Origin of the sequence: Henriciella barbarensis (assembly GCF_003576345.1) — a bacterium.
Lineage (GTDB): Bacteria > Pseudomonadota > Alphaproteobacteria > Caulobacterales > Hyphomonadaceae > Henriciella > Henriciella barbarensis.
The window spans coordinates 1-25,144 of the sequence record NZ_QWGB01000008.1 but is presented as its reverse complement, the minus strand read 5'-3'; the positions used below and the strand labels follow the sequence as shown (position 1 = coordinate 25,144).

At 59.1% G+C, this 25,144-nt stretch carries 29 protein-coding genes; 19 read left to right on the top strand and 10 right to left on the bottom strand.

Annotated elements, in window-relative coordinates; translation table 11 throughout:
- Positions 1–90: 90 nt before the first annotated feature.
- The gene (locus tag D1224_RS12510) at positions 91–2,130 is read right to left on the bottom strand and encodes a hypothetical protein (protein WP_119380303.1); all 2,040 of its coding nucleotides are present in this window, start codon (positions 2,128–2,130) and stop codon (positions 91–93) included.
- A 224-nt stretch (positions 2,131–2,354) separates the two neighbouring features.
- Entirely contained in the window at positions 2,355–2,810 is a 456-nt protein-coding gene (locus D1224_RS12505; RefSeq protein WP_119380302.1) for a MaoC family dehydratase, read from the bottom strand.
- A gap of 199 nt (positions 2,811–3,009) precedes the next feature.
- Between D1224_RS12505 and D1224_RS12500 the strand changes: the two genes are divergently transcribed.
- Positions 3,010–3,363, top strand: coding sequence for a DUF4870 family protein (locus D1224_RS12500; RefSeq protein WP_119380301.1), 354 nt, complete (start codon positions 3,010–3,012; stop codon positions 3,361–3,363).
- Positions 3,364–3,384: 21 nt separating this feature from the next.
- Here the strand turns inward: D1224_RS12500 and D1224_RS12495 are convergent, their stop codons facing one another.
- Positions 3,385–4,935, bottom strand: a complete 1,551-nt coding sequence (locus D1224_RS12495) for an acyl-CoA synthetase (protein ID WP_119380300.1) — start codon at positions 4,933–4,935, stop codon at positions 3,385–3,387.
- 197 nt (positions 4,936–5,132) lie between these two features.
- On the opposite strand from D1224_RS12495, the gene D1224_RS16335 reads away from it, so the two are divergent.
- Positions 5,133–5,501: a hypothetical protein gene (locus D1224_RS16335; protein ID WP_147372387.1), complete on the top strand. Its 369-nt coding sequence runs from the start codon at positions 5,133–5,135 to the stop codon at positions 5,499–5,501.
- Between the two features lie 36 nt (positions 5,502–5,537).
- On the opposite strand, the gene D1224_RS12485 is transcribed toward D1224_RS16335, so the two are convergent.
- Together D1224_RS12485 and D1224_RS12480 are read right to left on the bottom strand one after the other, a co-directional pair.
- Positions 5,538–6,455, bottom strand: coding sequence for a sterol desaturase family protein (locus tag D1224_RS12485; RefSeq protein WP_119380298.1), 918 nt, complete (start codon positions 6,453–6,455; stop codon positions 5,538–5,540).
- 156 nt (positions 6,456–6,611) lie between these two features.
- Positions 6,612–7,328: an SH3 domain-containing protein gene (locus D1224_RS12480; protein WP_147372386.1), complete on the bottom strand. Its 717-nt coding sequence runs from the start codon at positions 7,326–7,328 to the stop codon at positions 6,612–6,614.
- A gap of 189 nt (positions 7,329–7,517) precedes the next feature.
- Here D1224_RS12480 and D1224_RS12475 point away from each other — a divergent pair, with 189 nt between their 5' ends.
- On the top strand, positions 7,518–8,438 hold the full coding sequence (locus D1224_RS12475) for a crotonase/enoyl-CoA hydratase family protein (RefSeq protein WP_119380379.1): 921 nt from the start codon (positions 7,518–7,520) through the stop codon (positions 8,436–8,438).
- Positions 8,439–8,519: 81 nt separating this feature from the next.
- Here the strand turns inward: D1224_RS12475 and D1224_RS12470 are convergent, their stop codons facing one another.
- Both D1224_RS12470 and D1224_RS12465 read right to left on the bottom strand, forming a co-directional pair.
- Entirely contained in the window at positions 8,520–8,873 is a 354-nt protein-coding gene (locus D1224_RS12470; RefSeq protein WP_147372385.1) for a hypothetical protein, read from the bottom strand.
- A 329-nt stretch (positions 8,874–9,202) separates the two neighbouring features.
- Positions 9,203–10,639 carry an MFS transporter gene (locus D1224_RS12465; protein WP_119380295.1) on the bottom strand — a complete coding sequence of 479 codons (1,437 nt, stop codon included), beginning with the start codon at positions 10,637–10,639 and terminating at the stop codon, positions 9,203–9,205.
- A gap of 181 nt (positions 10,640–10,820) precedes the next feature.
- On the opposite strand from D1224_RS12465, the gene D1224_RS12460 reads away from it, so the two are divergent.
- The 16 genes from D1224_RS12460 to D1224_RS16515 all read left to right on the top strand — a co-directional run bounded on the left by D1224_RS12460 (position 10,821) and on the right by D1224_RS16515 (position 23,027).
- Positions 10,821–11,297, top strand: coding sequence for a hypothetical protein (locus D1224_RS12460; protein WP_119380294.1), 477 nt, complete (start codon positions 10,821–10,823; stop codon positions 11,295–11,297).
- A gap of 71 nt (positions 11,298–11,368) precedes the next feature.
- Complete coding sequence (locus tag D1224_RS12455; RefSeq protein WP_119380293.1) at positions 11,369–12,589, top strand: DUF2336 domain-containing protein; 1,221 nt, start codon at positions 11,369–11,371, stop codon at positions 12,587–12,589.
- An 85-nt stretch (positions 12,590–12,674) separates the two neighbouring features.
- A complete protein-coding gene (locus tag D1224_RS12450) occupies positions 12,675–13,172 on the top strand; it encodes a Na+/H+ antiporter subunit E (RefSeq protein ID WP_119380292.1) in 498 nt (165 codons plus the stop codon).
- Positions 13,169–13,483 (top strand): monovalent cation/H+ antiporter complex subunit F, encoded by a 315-nt coding sequence (locus D1224_RS12445; protein ID WP_119380291.1) that lies wholly within the window; start codon positions 13,169–13,171, stop codon positions 13,481–13,483. Before D1224_RS12450 ends, D1224_RS12445 begins: the two co-directional genes overlap by 4 nt.
- Positions 13,476–13,838 (top strand): monovalent cation/H(+) antiporter subunit G, encoded by a 363-nt coding sequence (gene mnhG, locus D1224_RS12440; RefSeq protein ID WP_119380290.1) that lies wholly within the window; start codon positions 13,476–13,478, stop codon positions 13,836–13,838. Before D1224_RS12445 ends, mnhG begins: the two co-directional genes overlap by 8 nt.
- Positions 13,835–14,431 (top strand): DUF4040 domain-containing protein, encoded by a 597-nt coding sequence (locus D1224_RS12435; protein WP_119380289.1) that lies wholly within the window; start codon positions 13,835–13,837, stop codon positions 14,429–14,431. The genes mnhG and D1224_RS12435 overlap by 4 nt, the downstream gene beginning before the upstream one ends.
- Positions 14,431–14,892 carry a Na(+)/H(+) antiporter subunit B gene (locus D1224_RS12430; protein ID WP_119380288.1) on the top strand — a complete coding sequence of 154 codons (462 nt, stop codon included), beginning with the start codon at positions 14,431–14,433 and terminating at the stop codon, positions 14,890–14,892. Before D1224_RS12435 ends, D1224_RS12430 begins: the two co-directional genes overlap by 1 nt.
- On the top strand, positions 14,892–15,434 hold the full coding sequence (locus D1224_RS12425) for a cation:proton antiporter subunit C (protein ID WP_119380287.1): 543 nt from the start codon (positions 14,892–14,894) through the stop codon (positions 15,432–15,434). The genes D1224_RS12430 and D1224_RS12425 overlap by 1 nt, the downstream gene beginning before the upstream one ends.
- Positions 15,434–16,966, top strand: a complete 1,533-nt coding sequence (locus D1224_RS12420; protein ID WP_119380378.1) for a monovalent cation/H+ antiporter subunit D family protein — start codon at positions 15,434–15,436, stop codon at positions 16,964–16,966. Before D1224_RS12425 ends, D1224_RS12420 begins: the two co-directional genes overlap by 1 nt.
- Complete coding sequence (locus D1224_RS12415; RefSeq protein ID WP_119380286.1) at positions 16,963–18,444, top strand: proton-conducting transporter transmembrane domain-containing protein; 1,482 nt, start codon at positions 16,963–16,965, stop codon at positions 18,442–18,444. The genes D1224_RS12420 and D1224_RS12415 overlap by 4 nt, the downstream gene beginning before the upstream one ends.
- The gene (locus tag D1224_RS12410; RefSeq protein ID WP_119380285.1) at positions 18,441–18,824 is read left to right on the top strand and encodes a hypothetical protein; all 384 of its coding nucleotides are present in this window, start codon (positions 18,441–18,443) and stop codon (positions 18,822–18,824) included. The genes D1224_RS12415 and D1224_RS12410 overlap by 4 nt, the downstream gene beginning before the upstream one ends.
- Positions 18,821–20,569, top strand: a complete 1,749-nt coding sequence (locus tag D1224_RS12405; RefSeq protein WP_119380284.1) for a Na(+)/H(+) antiporter subunit D — start codon at positions 18,821–18,823, stop codon at positions 20,567–20,569. The genes D1224_RS12410 and D1224_RS12405 overlap by 4 nt, the downstream gene beginning before the upstream one ends.
- A gap of 165 nt (positions 20,570–20,734) precedes the next feature.
- Entirely contained in the window at positions 20,735–21,148 is a 414-nt protein-coding gene (locus D1224_RS12400) for a MucR family transcriptional regulator (RefSeq protein WP_119380377.1), read from the top strand.
- 151 nt (positions 21,149–21,299) lie between these two features.
- Positions 21,300–21,818, top strand: a complete 519-nt coding sequence (locus D1224_RS12395) for a PAS domain-containing protein (protein WP_119380283.1) — start codon at positions 21,300–21,302, stop codon at positions 21,816–21,818.
- Positions 21,819–21,918: 100 nt separating this feature from the next.
- Complete coding sequence (locus D1224_RS12390) at positions 21,919–22,872, top strand: IS1595 family transposase (RefSeq protein WP_119380282.1); 954 nt, start codon at positions 21,919–21,921, stop codon at positions 22,870–22,872.
- 5 nt (positions 22,873–22,877) lie between these two features.
- Positions 22,878–23,027: a hypothetical protein gene (locus D1224_RS16515; protein WP_182482284.1), complete on the top strand. Its 150-nt coding sequence runs from the start codon at positions 22,878–22,880 to the stop codon at positions 23,025–23,027.
- On the opposite strand, the gene D1224_RS16875 is transcribed toward D1224_RS16515, so the two are convergent.
- The 3 genes from D1224_RS16875 to D1224_RS12375 all read right to left on the bottom strand — a co-directional run bounded on the left by D1224_RS16875 (position 23,024) and on the right by D1224_RS12375 (position 25,081).
- Complete coding sequence (locus tag D1224_RS16875) at positions 23,024–23,221, bottom strand: type II toxin-antitoxin system HicA family toxin (protein ID WP_119380281.1); 198 nt, start codon at positions 23,219–23,221, stop codon at positions 23,024–23,026. The two genes, D1224_RS16515 and D1224_RS16875, sit on opposite strands and share 4 nt — an antisense overlap.
- A gap of 3 nt (positions 23,222–23,224) precedes the next feature.
- Positions 23,225–23,479: a DUF1902 domain-containing protein gene (locus D1224_RS12380; protein WP_119380280.1), complete on the bottom strand. Its 255-nt coding sequence runs from the start codon at positions 23,477–23,479 to the stop codon at positions 23,225–23,227.
- Positions 23,480–23,900: 421 nt separating this feature from the next.
- Positions 23,901–25,081 (bottom strand): IS3 family transposase gene (locus D1224_RS12375; RefSeq protein WP_119377970.1). Its coding sequence is split into 2 segments (ribosomal slippage): positions 23,901–24,832 and positions 24,832–25,081, totalling 1,182 coding nucleotides; the frame shifts between segments, so codons are not numbered across the junction.
- Between the last annotated feature and the right edge of the window lie 63 nt (positions 25,082–25,144).

Genomic DNA, 25,144 nt, shown 5'->3' with positions numbered 1-25,144 from the left:
CGTTCAACTCCTGTCTCGATATCTGTTAGTCGAGATATGGGGGCGAAGGCCGCTTTCAACAGCCTCTGGCGACATGTTGCTCAAGACCGGCTATTCCTCAGCGATGCGAAGGCCGCCCGTTCGCCAGGCCGCGAGGCAGTCATTCGCGTCACGATAGGCGTCCTCGGCCAATAGCGGCGTCTGCGTCATCCCATCGCCTTCAAAGCGGGGGTCGTCGCATTCGCCATCATTTGCCCACGCGCTGGTATTGTCGCCGAAATTGATCCCGTTGAAGGAGATGTTATCGCCTGACGACGAACTCTCAGCCGGCGGTGTTACATCATCTTCGGCCGGTGGGGTGGTTGCCGTAGACGCCGCCGGAGCGGTCTCTGCTTCCTCTTCCGGCACCGCAGGTGCGACAGGCGCTTCAGTTGCACCCGGCATGGCGGTGGCTGCCGCATCGCGCAGTTCCAGCCGACCTGCTTCGAACGCCGCGCGGCAATCGGTGGCGTCGCGGCCGATATCGTCCTGGATCAGCGCTGTGGATGTCATGCCTTCGCCGGTGAAGCGGGCATCATCGCACTCGCCGTCCATGGCAAACTCGCTGGTATCATCGCCGAAATCGATACCGCTATCAGCAGGTGTGACGGGCAAAGCCTGCGCAGTCTCAGCGGCTGCGTCGTCAGACACGGTTTCGTCCGTTTCGGATGCATCGGCGACAGGTTCCGCGTCCTCGGTAACATCCTCGACTGGCGCTGCTTCTGCTGGTTCAGTCTCGGCAGCGTCGTCTGATACAGCTTCGTCTTCAGTTTCGGCAGGGGCGGCGTCTTCGACCTCGGCCGCCTCATCACTAGCAGGGTCGGCGGTCATGTCCGGCGCTGCGTCGGCGGACGTATCCTCCGCGACATCAGCCTCGGCGCCAGCGTCCAATTCAGCCTCAGCCTCAGCGTCCGCTTCCGTCTCAGCCGGTTCGAGGGGATCGGTTTCCTCGGCGGCGGCCTCGACGGCGTCTTCTGCAGGTGCAGCGACGTCCGTCTCGCCCTCTGCCGCTTCAGCGTCGACCTCATCTGCCGCGTCATCAGCGTCCAGTTCAGTTTCGGCCTCTACAGGCGCGTCGTCTGCCAGGTCTGCCGCGTCTTCGACCGGGGCTTCAGCGGCGTCTACCGTATCTTCAGCCATCACCTCGTCTTCGCCAGCCGTCTCGTCTGTCTCAACTGGTTCGAGGGCCTCTTCGTCTTCGGCGGCCGCTTCATCCATGGTCACTGCGTCGCCGGCTTCCGATGCCTCAACGGTATCAGGCGCTGGATCCTCTGTTCCCCCGGCAGCAACATCATCTTCGTTGGCGGCCGGATCGATCTCAGCGTCAGCCTCGGCGTCTGCGTCATTCTCAGCATCTGTCTCAACTTCAGTATCGAGGTCCGCCGCTTCGGTTTCTTCCGCAGCGGCGTCATCTTCGACCGAGGTCTCTTCTGGGGCGGGAACTTCCTCTTCCACTACAGCTACGGCGTCCGGCTCCATCCCCTCTGCGTCCACGTCGTCGGCGGCAGCTACATCCTCCGCTTCGACAGCTTCTTCAGTTTCGGCAGTCTCAGCTTCATCATCGGCGGCGACTTCCATCTCCGCGTCTGCTTCGGTCTCGCCTGCAGCCTCTTCAAGATCGACGCCAGTATCCAGCTCAGCGTCTGTGTCTACGTCCGCTTCGCCTTCAGCCGTTTTGCCTTCCGCTTCAGCTTCGCCTTCAGCCTCCATGTCAGTCTCTTCGACGACGTCATCAGCAGCTTCTGCGTCTGCGGGGTCTACCGTGCCCTCCAATTCGGGCTCTGTACCTGCTTCAGCGTCGACCTCGGTTTCAGTGTCCGCGTCCATCACCTCATCAGCGGCGTCTTCCACGTCCGCCTCGACCTCAATCAGCGTGATCTCACCGGCTTCCCAGGCGACGACACAGTCGCCCGCATCGCTCATGATCGCATCTTCTGAAGGCGTCTCGGCCATGCCCGGGCCTTCAAAGCGTGGGTCGCTGCAGACACCATCACCAGCAAAGGCCTCATCGATCGCACCAAATCGCGGCATCGATCCTTGCGCGATGACAGGCAGGGCGAGCAGGGCGAGGGCCGAGGTCGACAGGAAAAGGGACTTTGGTTTCACGAGCATGGCTTGGAACCCTTTTTGAAAGAAGCAGCCGAAAGGCTATTCAACATCAGTCAGGCACTGCGAGGCAATTTTCTTTTTTGCCCGTGCGATGCCGTTACCGCAAAAACTGTGCAGCAATTCAACGTCAGAGTCTGCAAGACTTGTGCCTCTAAGGACGAAAATCACGAAAAAGGGGCCGGCAGATCACTCCGCCAGCCCCTTGTCATTGCACCTGATTTTCAGGCCTAGCCGTAGACGACCGTCAGCGTTTCAGCGACGAGCGCCGGGCGCTCCTGGCCTTCGACTTCAATCGTGGCTTCCATACGGGTCTGCTTGCCGCCGGCTTTATCCTCAACAGCGAGGCATTTCTGGCGCAGGCGTACCTTGGAGCCGACAGGCACCATATTCGTGAAGCGCACTTTGTCAGAGCCGTAATTGATGCCGCGCGTCGTGCCTTCGATGCGCATCACTTGCGCACCGAGCATCGGCAGCAGCGACAGCGTCAGGAAGCCGTGCGCGATGGGGCCGCCCATTTCCTTCGTCGCGCGCTCCACATCAACGTGAATCCACTGGTGGTCGCCGGTTGCATCGGCGAACTTGTTCACGCGGTCCTGATCGATCGTCACCCAGTCAGAGACGCCGACTTCCTTGCCGGCAATCGATTCCAGGTCGTTGTAGTGCACTTTCATTGGATCAGCCATTTTGTGTGTTTCCTTCCTCAGATATTGGAATGCCTGTTGGCGGGTACTCTTGCGAAAACTGGACGCGATCTGCAAGCCTTGGCGCAAGGGGAGGCAGTTTGACGGCAATTGCCCCGGCGAACTGAAAGAGCTCTTGCCAATGGCGCTCCCGACCGACAGCTTGACATCACCGCCCGCTTAAGCCGCCTGAGGTTCTGCCGTGTCCGACCCTGTTGTCACCGTAGATCCGGGCCAGAAGGGCAATGCCAACCTGGTCTATATTCTTTATCTCTGCAGTTTCCTGATCGGGGTATCGGCGCTTGTTGGCGTCATCATGGCTTATGTCGGCAAGGATAGCGCCTCGCCGCTGGTGCGCTCGCACTATGAAAACCAGATCAATATTTTCTGGAAGATGCTGCTCTTCATGGTGGTTGGCGCCGTGCTGACGATCATCATCATCGGCATCCTGATCATCTTGGCCGCGATCGTCTGGTATGTGATCCGCGTCGTTAAGGGGATGCAGGCCCTTCTGGCGGAACAGCCAATCGACGATCCGGCGAGCTGGGGCATCTAGGACACCCCAGCCACACCGTTTCTAGACGATGGTCGAATCGCTTTTGCCCCAATAGCGGTCGCGGACGAGACGCTTATAGAGCTTGCCGGTCGGGTGACGCGGCAGGGCCGGGTCGAAATCGACCGTCTTCGGGCATTTGATCTTTGCGAGTTGTGAGCGGCAGAACTCAAGTAGTTCGTCCTTCAGCGCCTCATCGGCTGGAATGCCCTCGGCAGGCTGGACAACCGCCTTCACTTCTTCGCCAAACTCGTCATTCGGCACACCGATGACGGCGACATCCGCCACTTTCGGGTGCGTGATCAGCACGTTTTCGGCTTCCTGCGGATAGATGTTCACACCGCCGGAAATGATCATGAAGGCCTTGCGGTCGGTGAGGTACAGAAATCCATCCTTGTCGAGCCGGCCAACATCGCCCAGCGTCGACCAGTCAGCATGCTTGGGGTTGAGTGCGCCCTTCGTCTTCTCCGGGTCGTTATGATAATTCGGCGGGGTCGTGCCGCTGTAATAGATGGTGCCAGCTTCGCCGACGGGCAGCTCATTGCCTTCCTCGTCGCAGATATGGAGCTCGCCCATGACCGGCAGGCCGACCGAGCCCTTGTGCTGGAGCCATTGCTCCGAATTGATCCAGGTCATGCCATTGCCCTCAGACCCGGCATAATACTCCTCGATCACAGGACCCCACCATTCGATCATCTGCTGCTTGACAGGCACAGGGCAGGGGGCTGCCGCATGGATGGCGGCGCGCAGCGACGAGACATCATACTTGGTGCGGACCTCTTCGGGCAGTTTCAGCATCTTCACGAACATGGTCGGTACTAGCTGGGTGTGCGTGACCTTGTACTTCTCGACCAGCTCCAGATACTTTTCCGGGTCGAACTTTTCCATGATGACCAGCGTCGCGCCCATGCGCGTGAAGGACATGCACCAGCGCAGCGGGGCCGCATGATAAAGCGGAGCAGGCGACAGGTAGACCATGTCGTCGCCCTGCGCCTTGGCCAGCAGCTGGGCGAGCTGGACGAGCACACTCGGCTCATTGATCGGCATACCCAGTTCGAGCGCCGGGCGGATACCTTTCGGACGTCCCGTCGTGCCAGACGAATAGAGCATGTCCGTGCCCATCATCTCATCAGCGATGGGCGTGGTCGGCTTCTTTGCGACAAGGTCCTCAAGCTTCTGATAGGTCACGATTTCGCCATCGATGGACCAGTAGGCTTCAAGCTCTGTAATCGCAGTGACTTCTGCCGCGACAGAGCTGAGGCTCGCCGATGCGATCAGCACCTTGGAGCCTGAATCCTCGACGATGTACTGAACTTCCGGCGCCGTCAGGCGCGAAGAGATGCACACATAGTAGAGACCTGCACGCTGCGCGGCCCAGGCAATCTCGAAATAGCGCGCGCTGTTCTCGGCGAAGATGGCGATCGTATCACCCGGATTGATACCGTGTTCGCGAAGCAGGTGGGCGATCTGGTTCGAGCGGTCGTCCAGCTGCTTGAAGGTAACGGTCTCACCGGAACTTCCCATGATATAGGCGGGATGGTTCGGCTTCGACTTTGCGAAATGAAAAGGGTGCATGCGGGGGTCCTCTCCTCGTGCGTATGGGCGCGCCTCGGGCCATGACTGTCGGGCGTCGTGTCGTTGATGAGGTTTCTAGCAAGCGGGCCTCATGCGTCCATGCCCAACGTTGCGGAAACCCGGCCCTCCTTCCGCACTGATTTCATGGACAGAATAAATTCGTCCGACAGCGGCCAGACCGTGGTCCAATCATCGACATGAACCGCGCCTTCATCCTTCGCACACTCAGCCTTCTGCCGGTCTGGCTCTGGCCGGTCTTCCTGCACGATGTTGCGATTTATCTGAGGTGGCGCGCAGACCTGCCGGACGACATCCGCGGTCATGTTGCTCTCGCGGTTTCGCGTCATGGGCGGCTCATTATCGTTGATGTTTACGAAGATATCGCGCCCGTCAGAACTGATTGGAGGGGGCATACCCCTTACCAGCCCTGGCTCTCCCTATTGGTGGCGCTCAAGCCAGACACATGCGTGAAGCGCTTTCGACCTGCCTGCTTCATTTTCAAGGTCGGGGAATCCACGCTTTCGCGAACAGACGCGCGCGTGCCATTCGCCTTTGATAGCGGCTAGTCGCAAGGCTTTCAAAAAAACCGGTCGCTTTTGCCGTCAGTCCCTCAGGGCCTGCGGCCGCGACTGCTGCGCCTCTGCCCAGGCGGCCCGAATGTCTTCGCTTCGATTGTGCTGGCCGTCAGGGCTCCAGCCCGGGGGATTGAATGCCCGGCACACCCAGCGGTCAGGTCTGAACCCGTCGCGCCGACAGTCGTTCAAAAGTCCGCCGAACTCATGAAAGGCAATACGGACGGGGTTATAGCTGCCCAGCGGTTTCACGATGCCATAGATCGGGCGGTCGTCCTCGCGTTCTTCGATAAAGCTGCCAAACATCTTGTCCCAGACAATGAAGACGCCTGCATAATTGGCATCGAGGTATCTGGGATTGGTCGCGTGATGGACCCGGTGATGCGACGGCGTATTCATCACCGCCTCGAACCAGCGCGGCATCTTTCCGATGGCTTCAGTATGGATCCAGAACTGGTAGAGCAGGTTCAGACCGCCCGCGAAGAAGATGAAAAGCGGGTGAAAGCCCACCAGCACCAGCGGCAGGCCAAGCAGGATGAGGCCGGTGAACGGGCCGAACCAGGGCTGACGCAGCGCCGTCGTCAGATTGTAATGGGTCGAAGAATGGTGCGTGACATGCTCCATCCAGAACCAGCGCACGCGGTGGGCGAGGCGATGCTTCCAGTAATAGACGAAGTCGTAAGCCACGAAGAGGATCAGAAAGCTCCACCAGGTGACCGGGATTTCGATAATCCGATAGGGCCAGGCCAGCATCATCATCCAGAGGGCGATGGCGCCAGTGATCGTGTTCACGACCAGATTGCCGATCCCCATCGCCATGGAGGCAAACGCATCCTTCGTCTCATAGCGTCCGCCCGCGCGGCCCGATTTCACCGCCCACCATTCCCAGATCACCGCCAGCACGAAGGCGGGCGCCGCTATTGTGGTGGGGGAGGCAAATTCAGGCATGGCTCAAGCTCGGATGATGGGACGCCCAACCGTCTTCATACGTGTTGGACGCATCGATTTGCTCAAACCTTGCCCGGCTCCGGACTGAAGTCCAGAACAGCCAGCAGCGCCAGATCGTCCCGGCGTGCATGGATCAGGCAAACCGTCCCGGTAAGCTCAGCCGCAACCGGCACCAGCATATACGAATTGCGCATCCTGTTTCAGGATCCAGGACCAGTCGCCATCATGGTCGATCTCGCACCAGATCTCATCGTCAATCATGCGCTCGGTGCAGTTGCGCACCTCCACGCAGACGCCAGCATTAATCTGGCCTTCGATCGAGGAGTTGAGGCTCGCCATGAAGCGCTTGTTCATCCGCGCGCGGGTCTCGATGGGCAAAAGATCGAACCGGCTACCCGGCAGACCGAGATCGTGATCCTGCGCGCATTGACCGGTGTCGTAATAGCGCACGCAGTCTGCCGCGGCCGGTTTGCTGACGCCCGCCGGTGCGCGATGTGGTCTTGCCAGAGGACGTGGCCGTTCCGGTGCAGAATAGCGTCTAGCACCGTCGTTACTCATGACGGTCATTGTCACCGGCTCTCCATCGCCGACATACCCTTCATAGCCAGGGCCGTCGGGCATGACCGACATCAGGATGTCACCACTTGCGCCGAGGAAACGAACCTCGCCGCGATTACCTACAGCATATCGCTCAAACGGTCCGACACGGCAGCCTTCATCAAGATGATCGATGATGCCCTGTCCGATCCGGTTGTCATCTTCAATCAGAGCGACCCGGCAAACGTCGCTATAGGCTTCAATGCCCCAGACTGTCTGTGCCGAACTCGTGGCCGCCAGTCCGGTCATCGCCATAAACAAGAATACAAACCGCATAATCAACGTCCCCCATCGCCCTGTTATCGTACAGTTTTGCGCACTCTTGAAGAGCATATGGGGCTCGGTGGCGCAAGTCGGCGCCCAAAGGTTTCGCAAGGGCACGTTATTGAAATCGCGCTTGACGAACGCGGGGGAACCTCGCCTCACTGGCTGGCGAAACCGCAGTCAAAAAGGGAGACACGTCCGATGAGCGCGACCGTGATCAAGGAATTCGAACAGATCAAACTGGAGAAGGAAGACGGCATTGCGGTGCTGACCCTGCATCGCCCTGACAAGATGAATGCCTTCACCGGCAAGATGATGCAGGAGATGATCGCCGCCTTCGACGAGACCGACAAGGATGACGACATCAAGGCCGTCATCGTCACCGGATCGGGCGAACGTGCTTTCTGTGCCGGCGCCGACCTTTCCGAGGGCGCAAAGACCTTCGACTATGATGCCCGCGCTGACTCTGGCGAAGCCGGCCGTACCAACAAGGAAGACATTCAGCGCGATGGCGGCGGCCGCGTCACCCTGCGCATCTTCGAAAGCCTGAAGCCGGTGATCGGGGCGATCAATGGCGCGGCCGTCGGTATCGGTGTGACGATGCAACTGCCAATGGACATCCGGATCGCTTCGGACAATGCTCGCTTCGGCTTCGTGTTCAATAAGCGCGGCATCAACCCGGAAGCGGCGTCCAGCTGGTTCCTCCCGCGCCTCGTCGGTATCTCCAAGGCGCTGGAATGGTGTTATACCGGCCGCGTCTTCCCGGCTGCCGAAGCCCTCGCCGGTGGTCTTGTTTCAGAGGTCGTGCCGCAGGCGGACCTCATGTCCCGCGCCAGGGAACTCGCACGTGAAATCGCTGACAACACAGCGCCGGTCTCAAACGCGGTGACCCGTCACATGATGTGGCGCATGCTGGGTGCAGAGCATCCGATGGACGCTCACATCGTCGATTCAGCTTCCATCTATGAGCGCGGCCAGTCTGCCGACGCGAAGGAAGGCGTGATGAGCTTCCTCGAAAAGCGCCCCGCGAAGTATGAAGGCTCTGTCTCCAAGGACATGCCGAGCTTCTTCCCATGGTGGAAGGACCCGTCCTTCAAGTGGATTTCCAAGAAGGGCGGCTGATCGCCCTCATTCAGGAACCGGACGGACGGCGTCAGCGGCCCGTCCGGTTCTACGTCTTCGTTCTCCAATTGGCGAATTTATCTATTGCCGCTGGGGGCGTCCGCGCGGTCGGCCCTCACGGGCACGACCGCCGGACTGACTTGAGCTTTGCCGACTGGCTCGTGCCGGCGTGAACAAAAGTTCCGCTCGCGTGAGCTCACCATTCTCGTCCTTATCCAGCCTTTCAAAAACGGCAGCAAAGCGCACATCAAATTCGCGGCGCGATATGACGCTGTCGATATTGCTGTCAAAAGCAATCGGCGAGAGCTCCGTATCCGCTGAGCCGAGTGCGCGTTCCAGCCAGTTATCCAGCGATAATGTCGATGTAGAATGTTCACCATCAGCAAAGGTCGGCCAGGCGCTATTCAGCCCGGCATGCAACTCTGCTTCGCTCACAAACATGTCCCCGTTCTCGTCAAATCCAGTGAAGAGCAGTGCAGTTGGCGGGGCAACCGGGCCAGATACCTGGCGCGGACCTGGGCCCTGGGGGCCGCCGGCATGGCCGTCAGGGTGGCCTGCGCAGGCGGAGACCAGGAGCAAGGTGCACGCTGCAATGCACCCAGCTGCCTGCCGGGGGGTAAGAGAGCTCATCTGAAATCCTTTCAAGCTTGCCCGCCGGCGCTTAAATGCCGGTCGGTACAGGCTTGGACGGACCGCAGCGTCTTTTCCGTCTAGGGGAGCGCATTAAATTCTGGTCAGATGGGCTCCGCAGACTTTTTTTGTCCTCACCCTTCGGCGGCGGGTTTATGCTTCATGTTCCAGATCGGCGTGCGGACCACCATCCAGGCGATGAGGAGGGTCATGCCAAGCGCTGGAACTACCGCCACGCGCTGGGGCTGCTCGGGGAAGAAGTCGATCAGCCAGCCCATGAGGGCGGCGCCAAACGGGGCACCGGCCATGAAGCCAAGCTGGTAGATGGAGAGAACGCGGGAGAGATGGTTCTTCGGCGCAGCGTCCTGAACGATAGAACGGCTCATCGCGATGGAGATGCCCGCGGCGAGGCCCCAGGCGAAGACAATGCCGAGAAAGACATAGTGCGGCGGCTTAGCCAGCATGATGAGGATGGCAAGCGAGCCGAGAAGCTGGGCGGTCAGAAGAAGGCGGCCCTGCCGCTTGATGTGCCTGAAGAGAGAGAGGGTGACCGAAGAGACGAACGCACCGAGCCAGAAGGTCACGAACATGTCGCGAATGCCGTCGGACGACAGGCCGTAAATGTCGCGGTTGATAATCGGCAGAACGACGAGAAAGGAGCCGATAACAAAAATGCCGACCCCGAACATGAGCACGGTCATTGCCCAAAGCTTTCCATCGGCACTGACGACCTGAAAGCCTTCCTTGATGTCGCCGAAGGCGGCGCCGAGGCCCGAGCGACCAGTCTTGACCCTGCGGCCATGGGCGAGAAACAGCGCGAACCCAGCGCCTAGACCGACAATGATGGCCTGAAAGGCGAGAAGCTCCCAGCTGGGAATGGGGCCCACGGAGAAACCGCCCAGCCAGTCCGGCATCCGGGTCAGCTTGTCGGCATAGCCCCCAATGATGAGGCCGCAAATCTGGGCCGCGAACTGCGCGATCGTGGCAAAGGCGACACCCTGCTGAAGAGTAACGTCAGAGCCGACGCGGGCGCGACGGTCGACCACTTCATTGATGATGGAATCGCGCGCAGGCATCATGAATGCGCCCACCGTTCCCATCGCGACGCCATAGATGATCATATAGCCATAGGCGAGATTGCCGGTCGCCAGGACGAAGGCAAGAATCGCTGCCGGGACGGCCGCCATGAGGTGAAGCAGCATGAGCAGCGATTTGCCCGATGCGCGTTCGGCAATGACACCGCCAAGCAGAAGGAAGATGACCGAGGGGCCTGACAGCGCCATGTTGGCGAGGCCCAGTTCGGTCCCATCAAGACCAAGCCGGTTGGTGATGAGGTAAGGGAACAGCACCATCTGGAGGCCGAACGCGGTGAACCAGCTACACTGGATCAATAGATAGGCTGGAAGCTCTGATCTGACGCGCCGATGGGTACGCCTTGTAAACAGGCTGCGCGCTGTGAACTCGACCGAGGCGCCCGCCGTTGTGGCGCTATCCAGGCCGCTGACCGGCGACTTCACCTGACCGGTGCGGTCTTCGCCGCGACTTTCCAGCTGGCGCTCGTCTTCATTCATACGTGATACCGTTTCCCTGTCGGCGAAGGGGCGACCTTACTGTCTGCGGCCCCTCAGAAAAGCGTTTTTCCCCTGTTGGCTGCATTCGCAGTTTCAATGTCGCCTTACGTCAGACCTGTCATTGAGGTAAGGCGAACGCTGACTATGCTTCGGCACTATCGCCACCCTCCGGGAGAATCTGATGTTTGCCTTGCGCCTGCTTCTCAGCTGGCTGTTCGCGGTTTTCCTGATCTTTGTTTACGTCAACGCGACCGTGCACCCATTGCCAGACCCGCCCGAGGGCTTTGTCAAACTGTTCGACCGGCCGGGGGATAATGTTATTTTCCAGACCATGGCGAACAAGACAGGGGTCGCGCTGCTTGAGCCGACCGGGCGGGTCGTCGTTGCTGTGTTCGAGCTTCTGCTCTGCGTCTTCCTGCTGATTCCAGCCTCGAGGCGGTTCGGTGCGGCGCTTTCGGCGCTGCTCATGATGGGTGCCGTAACAGTACATCTCATGCCGGACATACTTGGCCGCGAGCTCCCCGCATCAATGGCTGTTTTCGAAAGCGGCACCGATTTCGGCCGTGTCTTCATGCTGGCGGTTGCGATGCTGGCCGTTTCCATACTGCTTTTCTTCTCCCATCCCGTGCGCAAGGCGCCGGAGATCGAAGACGTCTGATACGTCAAACGCGCTGTTAACCTGAGGCTGGCAATCTGAGAGCTTGAACGACACTGAGCGAACAGGCGGCAATGTCAGCATTGGAAGAGATTTCGGAAGACGAACCGCGCAAGCCCGAAGGTGCATTGAACGGGCGCGCCAGACGGCTGCTGCTACGGCGGCTTATCGACTTCGTGGCGCTGCCGGCGACCGCGGTGGCGCCGCAGGACCGCTCAATGGGCGGCGACATCCTTCTTGAAATGCTGTTTCACGCGTCGCCGGATGACCGTCGGTTCTGCGCAGAGCGTCTACAGGTCAACAAGGAAGCCCCGCGTCGCCTGATGCGTTACCTCGCCATGTCCGACCTTGAGGTCGCGCGTCCGATTCTCGAGGTGAATGAGGGTTTCGACGCGGCCGACCTCGCGACCATCGCAGACGAAACCTCACTTGATCACAGACTTTTGATCGCCCAGCGCAAACGTATCGACCCTTGCGCTGCCGAAGCCCTCTGCCAGCGCGAGGAGCCGGCGGTCCTGAAGGCACTTCTTCAGAACAAGGGCGCCGAGATTTCAGAACGCGGTATGGACCTTCTCGTCCAGCACTCGCGCACTGTGGAAGGCCTGACAACACTGCTGATCAAGCGTCTTGAGCTTATTCCAAGTCAGGCCATGGCAATGTTCTGGTGGGCAGATGGCGCGACCCGTCGCATAATCCTGCAAAGGCAGGCCGCCGATCGTCTCGAACTTGTCGACCTTTGCTCGGACGTCTTTGCTGTGGCTGCCCAGGAAAACTGGTCAGACCCGGTCGCCCGCAAGACACTTCAGCTGATTGAGCGGCGCCAGAGAAACCGCGCCGCCATCGAAAAAAGCCCCTATGATAGCTTGGAGCACGCTGTCGAAGTCGCGGCAGAGAAGGGGCTTACGCCTGAACTCGCGCAGGAAATCGGTTTTCTGGCTGGCGTGAAGCCAGTAACGATCGCGAAGATCTTGAGCGATGCGGGCGGTGAAGGTCTCGCTGTCCTTTGCAAAGCAACGGGGCTTAAACGACCTTACCTGGCGCGTCTCTGGCATGCGCTGCGCCGGCCACTCAAACTGGATGACGGCAAACTTCATCCACAGTTCGCGTATCTGTCCGAGACCTATGAACTTCTTGCGGTGGCCAAGGCGCAGACAACGCTCCGTTACTGGAACTGGTCACTCTCTTCTTCCTACTCACCACGCACTGGCGCAGCTGCTGAAGATGCGACAGAATCGCCCAATGAAACCCGTTTCTCAACGTCTCGACGGACGGCTCAGCTCGTTTTCGGCGCATAGACTGGAACAGGGTCTGGCCAAACTCCTGTCGAGCGAGTAACAGCGACCCATACTTGTCTTGTGGCGTAATGGGAGCGGCTAACTCGTGGGTTATTTTGCAGGCCTGATCTTTGTGCTTGCCGCACTTTGGCTTGGCCTTTCGGGGATCTACAAGCCTTTACTGCTCATTCTTGCCGGCATTTCGATTCTCATCTCGGTTGTTCTGGCTTCTCGCCTCGAAACTGTTGACCGGGAAGGCTCACCATATGGCCGTTCCATCCCGATTTTGTCCTACTGGGCCTGGCTCATGGTTGAGATATTCAAGGCGAACTGGCCGGTCATCAAGGCATGCGTCAGTGCAAATCTGAACATCAATCCGGCTTTTGTGCGAGTGAAGACGCGCTGCGAAAGTGACCTCGCTAAAACGATCTTTGCAAACTCGATCACGCTGACGCCGGGAACGGTGACGGTTGAGGTTGAGGGTAACAAGCTTCTGATCCACGCGCTCTTCGAAGAAGACGCCACGCCGGACTCGTTTGACGAGATGGATCTGCGTTCCTATCGCGCTGCCGATGGCAAGCGTGAGGAGGAGCTGGCCGCATGACCGAGATCGCTGCTGTCGCAATTATTATCGCGATCGGGCTGACGCTTGTCCGCGCGCTATTAGGGCCAACGCTCTATGACCGCGTGCTGGCCGTCAACTCGCTCGGCACCAAGACCGTGCTTTTCATCGGCTTTCTCGGCTTTGTGCTGGGTCGTCCGGACTGGCTTGATATTGCTGTGCTTTATGCGCTCATCAACTTCGTCTCGACGATCGCGATCCTGAAATTCTTCCGCTACCGCTCCTTCCAGGTACCTCTCCATCGCAGGCCAGTCACGAAGACGCCGACAGAGCAGGGGGGCGATAGTGTCTGAGCTTCTCGACATCCTCATGTTTCTCAAACCGTGGGTCGGTGGTATCCTTTGCGTGATTGGCGCGCTGCTTGCCCTGATCGGCTCGATCGGCGTGCTGCGTTTTCCTGATTTCTTCACCCGCTTGCATGCAGCCAGTATCACTGACACGAGCGCTGTCACGCTCTCCCTTCTCGGGATGGCAATTCTTGCGCCGAACTGGCTGGTCGTCTTCAAGCTGGCAGCAATCTGGCTCTTCATTTTCCTGACCAGCCCGACTGGTTCTCACGCGCTCGCGAACGCGGCCCATACGGCAGGGCTTCAGCCCGTCCTCGGCCGCGACCTGAGGCGCCCAGACAATAGAGAGGAGGAGGCATGATCGCTGGTTATTCTGGCGCAGATCTCGCCATCGCTCTCATCAACGTTCTTTTGCTCGGCCTTCTTTTCGTTGTTGGCGTAGCGATTGCGCGTATGCGCAGCCTGTTCGCCATCGTGATGCTGTCGGGTATCTACTCACTCATCTCTGCGACATGGTTCGTCGCGCTCGATGCGGTCGATGTGGCATTCACCGAAGCTGCCGTTGGCGCTGGTATTTCCACCGCGCTCCTTCTCGGCGCGATGCTGCTTACCGCCCGTACGGCCAAGCCTGAAAAAGGCGCCATGCAGATCGTACCGATCCTGGTCGTCCTCGCGACAGGCGCGATGCTCGTCTATGCAACGATTGACTTGCCAGCCTTCGGTGACCCGGACAGTCCGGCCAATACATATGTCGGCACCGATTATCTTGAGCGCACGCCCAGGGAAATCGCCGTTCCGAACATCGTGACAGCCGTTCTCGCAAGCTATCGTGGTTTCGATACGCTGGGTGAGACGGGCGTTGTGTTTACTGCGGCGCTTGCTGTGATCCTCCTGCTTGGTTTCGGTGAGCGCTCGCTTTCTGCGACCTTCAACCGCAAGAAGGACAAGAAATAATGGCGGGCCCGCGTTCAGATCATCACGTCATCCTGCGCGTTGTCGCAAAGCCGCTGATTCCGATCATCGCCCTGTTTGCGCTCTATGTTCATTTCCATGGTGACTACAGCCCGGGCGGCGGGTTCCAGGCGGGCGTCATTATCGTTGTCGCCGTCGTGCTCTACGCACTGGTCTTCGGGATCACACCTGCGATGCGCGCGGTCCCGCCGGTGTTCGCAAGATCGCTTGCGGCGCTCGGCTTCATCATCTTCGCCGGCGTTGGTGTCTGGGCGCTGATCATGGGCGGCAACTTCCTGGACTACGACGTTCTGTTCAACGAAGAGCCGGGCGGCCATATGGGCCAGCACTACGGCATCATCGCTGTTGAGGTTGGCGTGCTATTCGCCGTTGCCGGGTCGATGCTGTCGATTTTCTACGCGTTTGCGGGCCGCGTCACAGAGATCAAGGACGAGGACTGGTAATGCTGGAATTCGTTCTCGAGCGCGGCAATTACTGGGCGATCATCGGTTTGATGATGATCGGCCTCTATACGCTTTTCGCCGCAACGAACCTGATCAAGAAGTTGGTCGGTCTTTCGATCTTCCAGACATCGATCATCCTTTTCTACATTTCGCTCAGCCGCATTGATGGCGGTACCGCGCCGATCCTCTACGGCAAGGATGCCAAGGGACATAGCGGCGGTCATGATGAGGCAGCTGGCGCGCACGGTGCCGCCAGCGAAGCGGCTCACGCCGCATCAGATGCAGCACATGGGGCTGCCGACGCTGCACATGGCGCGGCCAGCCATGGGCTTGAGCACGTCTATTCCAACCCGCTCCCGCACGTCCTTATGCTGACAGCCATTGTGGTGGGTGTCGCGACGCTTGCCGTCGGCCTCGCCATCGTGGTGCGCATCAGGGAAGCGTACGGTACGATCGAAAGCGACGAGATCCGCGAGACTGACCTTGAGGTCGCACGCGCCGAGTACGCTGTCGACCAGGCTGATGAGGCGAACCCGGCATGATGGACTGGATCCTTCAAATCGCGCCAGCATTCGCTGAAGCGCACGCACCCGCGCTGCTTATCCTGCTGCCGATGCTGGCCGGACCGATTGCGGCATTCCTGCCGGGCGGTGGCCGCGTCGCATGGGGCATGACGGTTATCGTCACAGGTCTCTGTACGCTGCTATCGCTGATCCTGCTGGCGCAGGTCCGCTCCATCGAGGGCGGCGCGATCATCTCATATGCCATGGGTGGCTGGGCGCCGCCGCATGGTATCGAGTTCCGAATAGATGCGCTCAATGTGCTCATTCTGCTGCTCGTCAGCGTGATTGCCTTCCTGACCAGCATCTTTGGCTGGCCGACGATCAAAGCTGAGATCGCCGACGGCAAGCGCGCCATGTTCTTCGGCGCGTTCCAGGTCTGCTTCATGGGCCTGCTTGGCGTGGCCGCGACGGGCGACGCGTTTAACCTCTTCGTCTTCCTCGAGCTTTCGTCCATCGCGACCTATGTCCTTGTTGCGCTCGGGTCAGGCCGCGACCGGCGCGCGCTTCCAGCGGCGATCAACTACCTGCTGATGGGCACAATCGGGGCGAGCTTCTATGTCGTTGGTGTAGGCTTCCTCTATGCGGCAACCGGCACGCTCAACATGGCGGACCTCGCGGTCCAGCTTCAGGATGTTGGCGGCAACCGTGCGGTACAGGTTGGCTTTGCCTTCATCCTCGTGGGGCTTGGCCTGAAAGCCGCGATGTTTCCGCTGCATCAGTGGCTGCCGAACGCCTATTCCTACAGCCCGAGCTTTGTGACCGCGTTCCTTGCCGCGACCGCGACAAAAGTCGCGATCTACGCAATGGTGCGCTTCCTGTTCAGCGTCTTCTCGCTCGACTTTGCCTTTGAAGGCATGAGCCTCGCGCTGATCCTCGCGCCAATGGGCATTGCAGCCATGCTCGCCTGTTCCTTCCAGGCGATCTTCCAGGCCGATATACGCCGCACGCTTGCTTACTCATCGGTTGCCCAGGTCGGCTACATGCTGCTCGGCATTTCGCTGGGTACCGCCGCGGGCGTTTCCGCTGGCATGTTCCATCTGGTCAATCACGCGCTGATGAAGGGTGCGCTGTTCATGGCCGTCGCCGGCGCTGTCCTGACCTATCAGGGAACGCGCATCCACGACTTTGCGGGTCTCGGCCGCCGCGCCCCCTGGACCATGACGGCCTTTGCCATCGCAGGTCTTTCGCTGATCGGCGTGCCGCTGACCGCAGGCTTCCAGTCCAAGTTCGCACTCGTCTCCGCGCTGCTCGAAAGCGGCTGGTGGTGGGCTGCGCTGCTCGTGGTCTTCTCCAGCGTACTGGCCGTCATCTATATGGGCCGCATTCTCGAGGCGGTCTTCTTCCGCGCGCCTGCCAATCCGCACAAGGAACACGGCGAAGCGCCGCTCCTCATTCTCGTTCCGCTCTGGATTCTCGCGATCGCGAACATCTGGATCGGTGTCGATGGCGGCTTCGTCTATGGCCTCGCAACGGATGCAGCTGAGGCGCTCTTTATCGGAGGCGCGTCATGAGCGGTGAATTCCTGATCCTCGCGGCGCTTATCCTGCCGCTCGTTACCATGGCCGGTATCTACCTTACCGGCCGACTGCCTGACGTGCGCGAAGGTGTCACGCTGGTTGGCGCAGGTGCGCTCTTTGTTGTCGCTTGCCTGCTGACCGGGACCATCAATGGCGGAGAGCCTGCAGAATACGTTCTCGGTACGGTCGTTCCGGGCCTTGATCTGGCATTCAAGCTAGAGCCGCTTGGCGCGATGTTTGCGCTCGTAGCCAGCGGCCTCTGGATCGTGAACAGCTTCTATTCCATCGGTTATATGCGCGGGAACAAGGAGCGCCACCAGACGCGCTTCTACATGTGCTTTGCCATTGCGCTGATGGGCGCCATGGGCGTTGCCATGGCCGGAAACCTTTTCACGCTGTTCGTTTTCTACGAAGTGCTGACCCTGTCGACCTTCCCGCTGGTTGCGCACAAGGGCGACGCCAATGCGCTGCGCGGCGGCCGTATCTATCTGATGACGCTGCTCGCGACCTCCATCGGCCTGCTTCTCGTGGCCATTATCTGGACGGCGACGCTGGCTGGCAGCATGGACTTCGTGCCGGGCGGCCTACTTGCCGGGGTAGAGGGTGTAACGCCGGTGATCGCCAGCGCGCTTCTGATCCTCTTTGCCTTTGGTATTGGCAAGGCAGCCTTGATGCCTGTCCATTTCTGGTTGCCGAATGCGATGGTCGCGCCAACGCCGGTTTCCGCATTGCTCCATGCCGTGGCAGTCGTGAAGGCAGGCGTTTTCACAATGGCCAAGGTCGGTATCTACGTCTTTGGCATAGACCTTCTGGCTGACACCCCCGCGCGTGACTTCGTCCTCTTCGTGGCGTGTTTCACCATTGTTGTGGCTTCGCTGATCGCTCTCACGAAGGACGACCTGAAGGCCCGGCTCGCCTATTCGACCGTTGGGCAGCTGGCCTATGTGACGGCGGGCGTGATGCTGGCGAATGAGGCTGGCATGATGGGCGGCGCACTGCAGATCCCGGCACACGCCTTCGGCAAGATGACGCTCTTCATGTGCGCTGGCGCGATCTATGTCGCGACGGGCAAGAAGGCGATCTCGGAAATGCGCGGGCTTGGGCGGCGTATGCCCCTGGTGTTCACCGCCTTCCTTATCGGGTCGCTGTCGATCATCGGTCTTCCGCCGCTTGCAGGGGGCTGGCCAAAAGTCCTCCTGATGCTTGGCGCATCTGAAAGCGGCGATTCATATGTCGCCTGGGTGCTGATCATCTCCTCGCTTTTGAACATCGCATATCTGCTGCCCATAGCGTTCCTCGCCCTGATGCCGCCGCGCGGTACGCCAGAGCCTGCACCCTACAAACGCCCAGAAGGAGCTCCGGCCCTTGCTGTTGCTGCGCCTGTCTTCACGGCGGTCGGTACGCTTGTGCTGTTCTTCTTCATGGGCGAGCTCTACGATTTCCTTCTGCCAGCGATTGGAGGCCAGCCATGAGCGATCATGCAACCCCGCCTCATCTGAGCGATCACGGAGAACACGCGCCGGATGAGAGCCAGACGGTTCCAGCAGCACGTGCCTTGTTCGGCTGGACGACCAAACCGTGGATAGGAAAGGCCATCTTCTGGGGGCTGCTCGTCGTATCGGTCCTGCTGATCGCGATTGAGCCGGTGCTCGAAATGCTGGCGCCGGAAGGTGAGCATTTCCGCCATCCCTATTTCAGCATCGACGGCACGCTTGGCTTCAATGCCTTTTGGGGCTTCGGCGCCTTCACGCTCGTGGTGCTTGCGGGTTGGCCCCTTGGCCGCCTTATGCGCCGCTCAGAAGACTATTACGAGGATGAGCAGGAACCTGCCGGAACGGAGCCGCATCCATGAACGGGCTTCTTGCAACCATCAATCCGGGGCTGGTGCTCATCCTTGCAGGGATGCTGGCCGCTGTGACTCCAGTTCAGCGCATCCGGCAGGGGCTCGCCTTGCTGGCGCCGGTTATCGCGACTGCACTCCTTCTTGCGGCGCCGCGTGAGACCGATCTCGCAAGCTTGTCCATGATGGGCTTCGACATGGTGCTTTACCGGGTCGACTCGCTTTCTTTCATCTTCGGTCTCGCCTTCCTGATCGCGGCTTTCATCAATGCGGTCTACGCACTGCACCAGGATAGCCAGTTCGAAGACACGATGGGGCTGACCTATATGGGCGCGGCCGTGGCGGCGGCTTTCTGCGGCGACTTCATCAGCCTGTTCGTCTTCTGGGAACTGACGGCGATCACCTCAGTCTTCCTGATTTTCCGGTCGGGGACACAGGCCGCCTACAAGGCCGGCATGCGCTATCTTGGGCTGCACGTCCTTTCGGGCGTGTTGCTGCTGTTCGGCGCGATGCAGATCTATTTCGATACCGGCGATATGAGCATCCGCGCGCTGGAGCTTGGTAATCCGGGCGTGCTTCTGGTCTTCCTCGCCTTCGGCATCAAGGCGGGCTTCCCGTTCCTTCATACCTGGATCGCCGATGCCTATCCAAAGGCGACCGTGGTTGGCACCGTCATTCTCTCTGCCTTCACCACGAAGCTCGCCATCTATGCGCTGGCGCGCACCTTTGCGGGCGAGCAGAGCCTTATCTGGATTGGTGCGATCATGACGATCTACCCGGTCTTCTTCGCCGTCGTCGAGAATGACCTGCGCAAGGTCCTGTCCTTCTCACTGAACAACCAGCTCGGCTTCATGGTCTGTGCAATCGGTGTCGGCACGCCGCTGGCGCTGAACGGCGCAGCGGCCCACGCCTTCTGCCACATCATGTACAAGTCGCTGCTCTTCATGAGCATGGGCGCTGTCCTCTACAGGACGGGTACGGCCAAGGCGACTGAGCTGGGCGGCCTGTTCCGGACCATGCCGTGGACGACGGTTTTCTGTCTGATCGGCGCGGCATCCATTTCGGCTTTCCCGCTCTTCTCTGGCTTCGTGTCGAAATCGCTGACCATGAGTGCGGTCGCTGGCGGGGCGTTCCTCATTCCATGGCTGATGCTTCTCTTCGCGTCGGCTGGTGTGCTGGAGCATTCGGGCATCAAGATCCCGTACTTTGCCTTCTTTGGCCATGATAGCGGCAAGCGGCCCAAGGAAGCGCCGTTCAACATGCTCGTCGCGATGGGGCTTGCCGCCTTCATCTGTATAGCCGTTGGCTTGCCAGCCTTCTTCCCGGGCTTTGGCTTCAACTGGCTCTATTCGATCCTGCCATTCGCCAACGACCCTTATACGGTGCGGTATGAGCCATATACCGGCGATCATATCCTGACACAGATGCAGCTCCTCGTGCTGGCGGTCTTTGCTTTTGCCCTGCTGCAGCGCCTCGGTGCCTATCCGCCAGAGAAACGCGGTATCATCATCGATACCGACATCATCTACCGCAAGGCTGGTTACGGCCTTGCGACCTGGGCGGGTCTTGTCTGGACCAAGGTCGGCCCGGCGATGAGCGGCGTGTTTGGCGGCATCAGCGCGCGGACATTCTCACGGCTTGAAGCGGCGTTCAGCCCGCGGGGGACGCTGGCTTCTGGCGGGCTCTTCAACGGGATGGCGATCTGGACAGCGGTATTGCTGGGCCTCGCCCTGCTGATCGCGTTCTTCATTCGCTAGGAACATCCGCCACTACTGAAACGAAATTCTATGCACTGATCTTGATATAGATCAGTGCAATCTCCGTGAGTGTATTCTACTGGAAGTCGCTGTACTTATTGAAATGTACTTGGAACCAAGCCCATTCAGATGAATTGATTGGGCTTGAGCGTAAAGGAGAGCAATGTGGATACCGGCACAGACAAGAAAGCCCCTGGCGTCGACACACTGGAACTGACCACAGAGATCGTGGCAGCGTATGTCGGCAACAATCCCGTCCAAAGCAGCGACCTCGCCAATCTGATTCGCAATGTCCACGATGCGTTGACCAACCTCTCTACTGAGGAAGTCCAGGTGCCGGAAGCCAAGCCGGCCATTCCGGTGAAGAAGTCTGTCACCGACGACTATCTGATCTGTCTTGAAGACGGGAAGAAGTTCAAATCTCTGAAACGCCACCTTCGCGCCAAGTACGACATGACCCCGGATGAATACCGTGAAAAATGGGGCCTGCCGTTCGACTATCCGATGGTCGCGCCAAGTTACGCACGGAAACGTTCACAGCTTGCAAAGAAGATGGGTCTTGGGACCGGTAAGAAATAAGCCGGTTCTTTTCAGTCTGCCGACCGAATACTGACATTCAAAGTCGTTGCGTTTCCGAAATGAAATACTTTGGCAATCTAGGTTAATTTTTTCTTAGATTGACTCTTGCCGCGCGAATCGAATTCAGACACACCTGATTCTATCGAATCGCTTGGGGTGGCTGACGATGACGAGTCAATCAGATATTTTTAGCCTGATCGATGCTCAAAAAGAGATTGTCGATTACTGGAATTCCAGAAGGCAGAGTGGCGCCGTACCTTTGCGAGGCGACTTGGACCCCGGCGCCCTGCGCGCGCATCTCCATTGTATCTCAATTCTGGAACTCGACGGGCAGGGGGGCGCAACCTTCCGCCTTATGGGAACGCAGCTTAGAAACCTGATTGGCGCCGATATGCGCGGTTATCATGTTGACGATTTGCCTGACGAGTACGCCTCAATCTGGCGCATGGGCGGCGGGCTGCCGCTGCCAGAAACCTGCCGGCCGGACCAGGGCGTTACCGATCTCGGCGAGGGTCATCATGCCTGGCTCCGCCTGCCATTGCGCCAGATGGCCTCGGATGAGGCACCGTCCATGGTGCTATGCCACGATATTTTGCGGCGGAAAAAAACTCGCATATCGCGGCCGGTCTTTTCCCTGCATCCATTGGCATCGCGCGCCGTAGCGGCTTGATCCACAAGAGATTGATTTCCTGAAATAGGAAAAATATCCTAATATTATACTTGACGTACCCAATTCGGGCTGTATCCTAATAACCATAGGAGTTTCAGCCATGTCTTACCTTTCTTCGCCCCACTTCCACGACGAGAAGGCCGCTTACAAATTTGTGGAAGCCCGCGTCTGGGCTGATGGTCGCGTATGTCCACACTGCGGCGTGGTCGATAATTCCGGCGCGCTCAAGGGCAAGTCTACCCGCATCGGCGTCTACAAGTGCTATGCCTGCCGCAAGCCTTTCACCGTGAAAGTCGGCACCATCTTTGAGGCATCGAAGGTCAAGATGCACCTCTGGCTTCAAGCCATTCATCTGATGGCTTCCAGCAAAAAGGGCGTCAGCTCCAACCAGCTTTCGCGCATCCTTGGCGTGACCCTGAAAACCGCATGGTTCATGTCGCACCGCATTCGTGAAGCCATGCGCTCCGGTGCGCTGGCTCCCATGGGTGGCGGCGGCAAAGTCGTTGAGGCTGACGAAACCTATTACGGCAAGGTCGAAAACCCGCTTAAAGAGCGCACCAGTGGCCGCAAGTTCAAAGGCTCCAAGGGTGGCCGTGGTCCCGCAAACAAGCGCGCTATCGTCTCTCTGGTCGAGCGTGGCGGTCGGGTTCGTAGCTTCCATGTCCCGCGCGCCGACAAGGTAACTGTGACCAAAATCGTGCGCGAGAACATCGACCGCGAAAGCCGCCTGCACACCGATGGCTCGCGCCTCTACAAAGGCAGCGACGAGCATTTCGCAACCCACGAAACCGTTGACCATGCCGCTGGCGAGTATGTTCGCGGCGACGTTCACAACAACAGCGCTGAGGGCTACTTCTCGGTGTTCAAGCGCGGCATGCGTGGCACCTATCAGCACTGCGCTGAGAAGCACCTGCACCGCTATCTCGCTGAGTTCGACTTCCGCCACAACAACCGCTTGAGGCTAGGCATTGACGACAAGACCCGCGCCGACAATCTCATTTGCGGTATCGTGGGCAAGCGCCTCACTTACGAAACAACTCGTGCAAGAGGCTAGGTGGTATGCCGAAAAAGAAAGAGCCGTCGAAAGACGAGAAGCCGCAAAGCCAAAGATTTGTCGACGCTGCTAAAGAGGCGGAGGCTGATGAGTCTGGCGAAGAGTTTGAACGAGCGTTTAGGAAGATCGTTAAGAGGAAAGAGAACGGCGACTAGAGCTTCTTTTTTACGCCAGCACTGCTGAGAATGCCGTTAGCTGTATGACGGCTTTTCAAATTAAAGGGCACCTCAACGAGGTGCCCTGTCTTTTTATGTTTCCAGCGCTCGTGAGAGCCTTTGAAGTTTCCATCGTAGGCGTAACCAGCTTTTTTTATGTGCTTGGTGACCTCTCGATAAAACCCTACTGCCATTGGTTAAGCGCAGACGAGTTCGCCTTGAGGCGGCTGCCAGAAGATGCTTGGCACAAGATCTTTCATCGGAGTTGATGACATCTCCTGCGGAGATACGTGATTTGCAATAATCAGCTCAATAGCTGACGCTCGCATAATCTCTTCAAACTCTGCGATGGTCTCGGTCTCGATGTGAAGCCCTTCTATATCGCTTTCCGAGTAGAAGACTTTCGCCTCCTCATCCCAGCAAGCGCGTACAAAGAATGAGCGTTGCAGCATTATTAATCCCTTCGTTCCTCCAGCCCCTGAAGAGACCCGAATCAGGCGCGGCGGCCCCTAGCGTGAAGGCCAGCCTGAGTCAACGCGCCGATTCCTATATGTCATAAGTTAACTACCAACTTAGTCGTAGCAAGAAGTTTCTTCCACCACATGTAACTTTTTAGCGCGGCAGTTTGTTGCAATTGTGGCCTTTGGTAGCTCTCGCAAACATCTGCGAACATCAGGACTGCTCTTGCAGCACTCCATCCGAAGGCTCTTCACTAACCTCGTTAGGCTGGCAGTACGCGCCAAGTTTGCGCATCAGGAACGCCGCATAGGTAAGAAGCTGGTAGGCCTCTGGGTAGGTATAGAACCCCTCCACATGCATCGTGCCATTGCGCCATGGATGCTTGATCTGACCCAGCCCCGTGATCCGGGCCGTTCATTCGGAGAGTCTGTTCGCCTTTCTTTCTGTTGGTTGGTTTGAGGTCAAGGCCCGGCGAGCGGAGCCACCGCGACGCTCAAGCGAGCCGGGCCGGTGTCTGCGGTGCTGAGCGGCATAGGTCAACGGAGCAAGTCCGCCGAGTGCGGTGTGCGGCCGTGTCGTGTTGTAATCGATCCGCCAGGCTTCGATGATGCGCCGGGCGTCACCGAGACTGTCGAAGAGATGCTCGTTCAGGCACTCGTCGCGCAGCCGGCCGTTGAAGCTTTCGACGAAGGCATTCTGTGTCGGCTTTCCCGGCGCGATGTAATGCCACTCGATGCCGACCTCGCGGACCCATTTCAGGATCGCATGACTGGTGAGCTCAGTGCCATTGTCGGAGACGATCATCTTCGGAGCGCCCCGCTGGGCGATGAGGCGGGACAGCTCCCTCGCGACCCGCACGCCGGACAAGGAGACATCGACGACCACAGCCAGGGCTTCCCGGGAGAAGTCGTCGACAACACAGAGCGTGCGGAACCGGCGGCCATCGCTGAGGGCATCCGACACGAAGTCCAGGCTCCATCGCTCATTCGCCTGTTCCGGCAGGAGCATGGGCGAACGCGTGCCTGTCGCCCGCTTTCGCCCGCGTCGTCGTTTCACGGCCAACCCCTCCTCGGCATAGATGCGGTAGATCTTCTTGTGATTGGCACTGAGGCCCTCGCGGTCCAGCAGGATGCCGAGCCTGCGATAGCCGAACCGGCGGCGTTCACCAGCCAGCTCCCGTAGCCTCTGGCGCAGCTTCTCGTCACCGCCATCGCGTTTCTCATACTGGAAGGTGGACCGATCGAGATCGGCCAGCAGGCAGGCCCGACGCTCCGACAGGCCATGCGTTTCCATCACGTGGTGCACGGCCTTCCGCTTCGCATCGGGCGTCAGAAGTTTTTTGTCGCCAGGTCCTTCAGGGCGGCATTGTCCAGCATGGCATCGGCCAGGAGGCGCTTCAGCTTCGAGTTCTCCTCCTCCAGCGTCTTCAACCGCCGGGCGTCCGACACCGTCATGCCGCCGAACTTCGCCTTGTACTTGTAGAAGGTCGCATCCGAGATGCCGTACTTGCGGCAGATATCGGCCGTCTTCACACCAGCTTCGTGCTCCCGGATCATCCCAATGATCTGTTCTTCGGAAAATCGTGATTTGCGCATCTGTCATCCTCTTCGTGTCGAGGACTCTGCAAATTCATGGCCGGAAATTACGGGGCTGGGTCA

Excerpts from the sequence above, each read along its gene's own strand:
- D1224_RS12465 (WP_119380295.1), bottom strand. The coding sequence starts at position 10,639 with ATGAATGAAGACGAGCGCCAGCTGGAAAGTCGCGGCGAAGACCGCACC.
- D1224_RS16335 (WP_147372387.1), top strand. The coding sequence starts at position 5,133 with ATGAACCGCGCCTTCATCCTTCGCACACTCAGCCTTCTGCCGGTCTGG.
- D1224_RS16515 (WP_182482284.1), top strand. The coding sequence starts at position 22,878 with ATGCCGAAAAAGAAAGAGCCGTCGAAAGACGAGAAGCCGCAAAGCCAA.
- D1224_RS12420 (WP_119380378.1), top strand. The coding sequence starts at position 15,434 with ATGGACTGGATCCTTCAAATCGCGCCAGCATTCGCTGAAGCGCACGCA.
- D1224_RS12485 (WP_119380298.1), bottom strand. The coding sequence starts at position 6,455 with ATGCCTGAATTTGCCTCCCCCACCACAATAGCGGCGCCCGCCTTCGTG.
- D1224_RS12415 (WP_119380286.1), top strand. The coding sequence starts at position 16,963 with ATGAGCGGTGAATTCCTGATCCTCGCGGCGCTTATCCTGCCGCTCGTT.
- D1224_RS12475 (WP_119380379.1), top strand. The coding sequence starts at position 7,518 with ATGAGCGCGACCGTGATCAAGGAATTCGAACAGATCAAACTGGAGAAG.
- D1224_RS12410 (WP_119380285.1), top strand. The coding sequence starts at position 18,441 with ATGAGCGATCATGCAACCCCGCCTCATCTGAGCGATCACGGAGAACAC.
- D1224_RS12510 (WP_119380303.1), bottom strand. The coding sequence starts at position 2,130 with ATGCTCGTGAAACCAAAGTCCCTTTTCCTGTCGACCTCGGCCCTCGCC.
- D1224_RS12425 (WP_119380287.1), top strand. The coding sequence starts at position 14,892 with ATGCTGGAATTCGTTCTCGAGCGCGGCAATTACTGGGCGATCATCGGT.
- D1224_RS12480 (WP_147372386.1), bottom strand. The coding sequence starts at position 7,328 with ATGCGGTTTGTATTCTTGTTTATGGCGATGACCGGACTGGCGGCCACG.
- D1224_RS12455 (WP_119380293.1), top strand. The coding sequence starts at position 11,369 with ATGTCAGCATTGGAAGAGATTTCGGAAGACGAACCGCGCAAGCCCGAA.
- D1224_RS12435 (WP_119380289.1), top strand. The coding sequence starts at position 13,835 with ATGATCGCTGGTTATTCTGGCGCAGATCTCGCCATCGCTCTCATCAAC.
- D1224_RS12460 (WP_119380294.1), top strand. The coding sequence starts at position 10,821 with ATGTTTGCCTTGCGCCTGCTTCTCAGCTGGCTGTTCGCGGTTTTCCTG.
- D1224_RS12505 (WP_119380302.1), bottom strand. The coding sequence starts at position 2,810 with ATGGCTGATCCAATGAAAGTGCACTACAACGACCTGGAATCGATTGCC.
- D1224_RS12380 (WP_119380280.1), bottom strand. The coding sequence starts at position 23,479 with ATGCTGCAACGCTCATTCTTTGTACGCGCTTGCTGGGATGAGGAGGCG.
- D1224_RS16875 (WP_119380281.1), bottom strand. The coding sequence starts at position 23,221 with ATGGCAGTAGGGTTTTATCGAGAGGTCACCAAGCACATAAAAAAAGCT.
- D1224_RS12405 (WP_119380284.1), top strand. The coding sequence starts at position 18,821 with ATGAACGGGCTTCTTGCAACCATCAATCCGGGGCTGGTGCTCATCCTT.
- D1224_RS12390 (WP_119380282.1), top strand. The coding sequence starts at position 21,919 with ATGTCTTACCTTTCTTCGCCCCACTTCCACGACGAGAAGGCCGCTTAC.
- D1224_RS12495 (WP_119380300.1), bottom strand. The coding sequence starts at position 4,935 with ATGCACCCTTTTCATTTCGCAAAGTCGAAGCCGAACCATCCCGCCTAT.
- D1224_RS12430 (WP_119380288.1), top strand. The coding sequence starts at position 14,431 with ATGGCGGGCCCGCGTTCAGATCATCACGTCATCCTGCGCGTTGTCGCA.
- D1224_RS12445 (WP_119380291.1), top strand. The coding sequence starts at position 13,169 with ATGACCGAGATCGCTGCTGTCGCAATTATTATCGCGATCGGGCTGACG.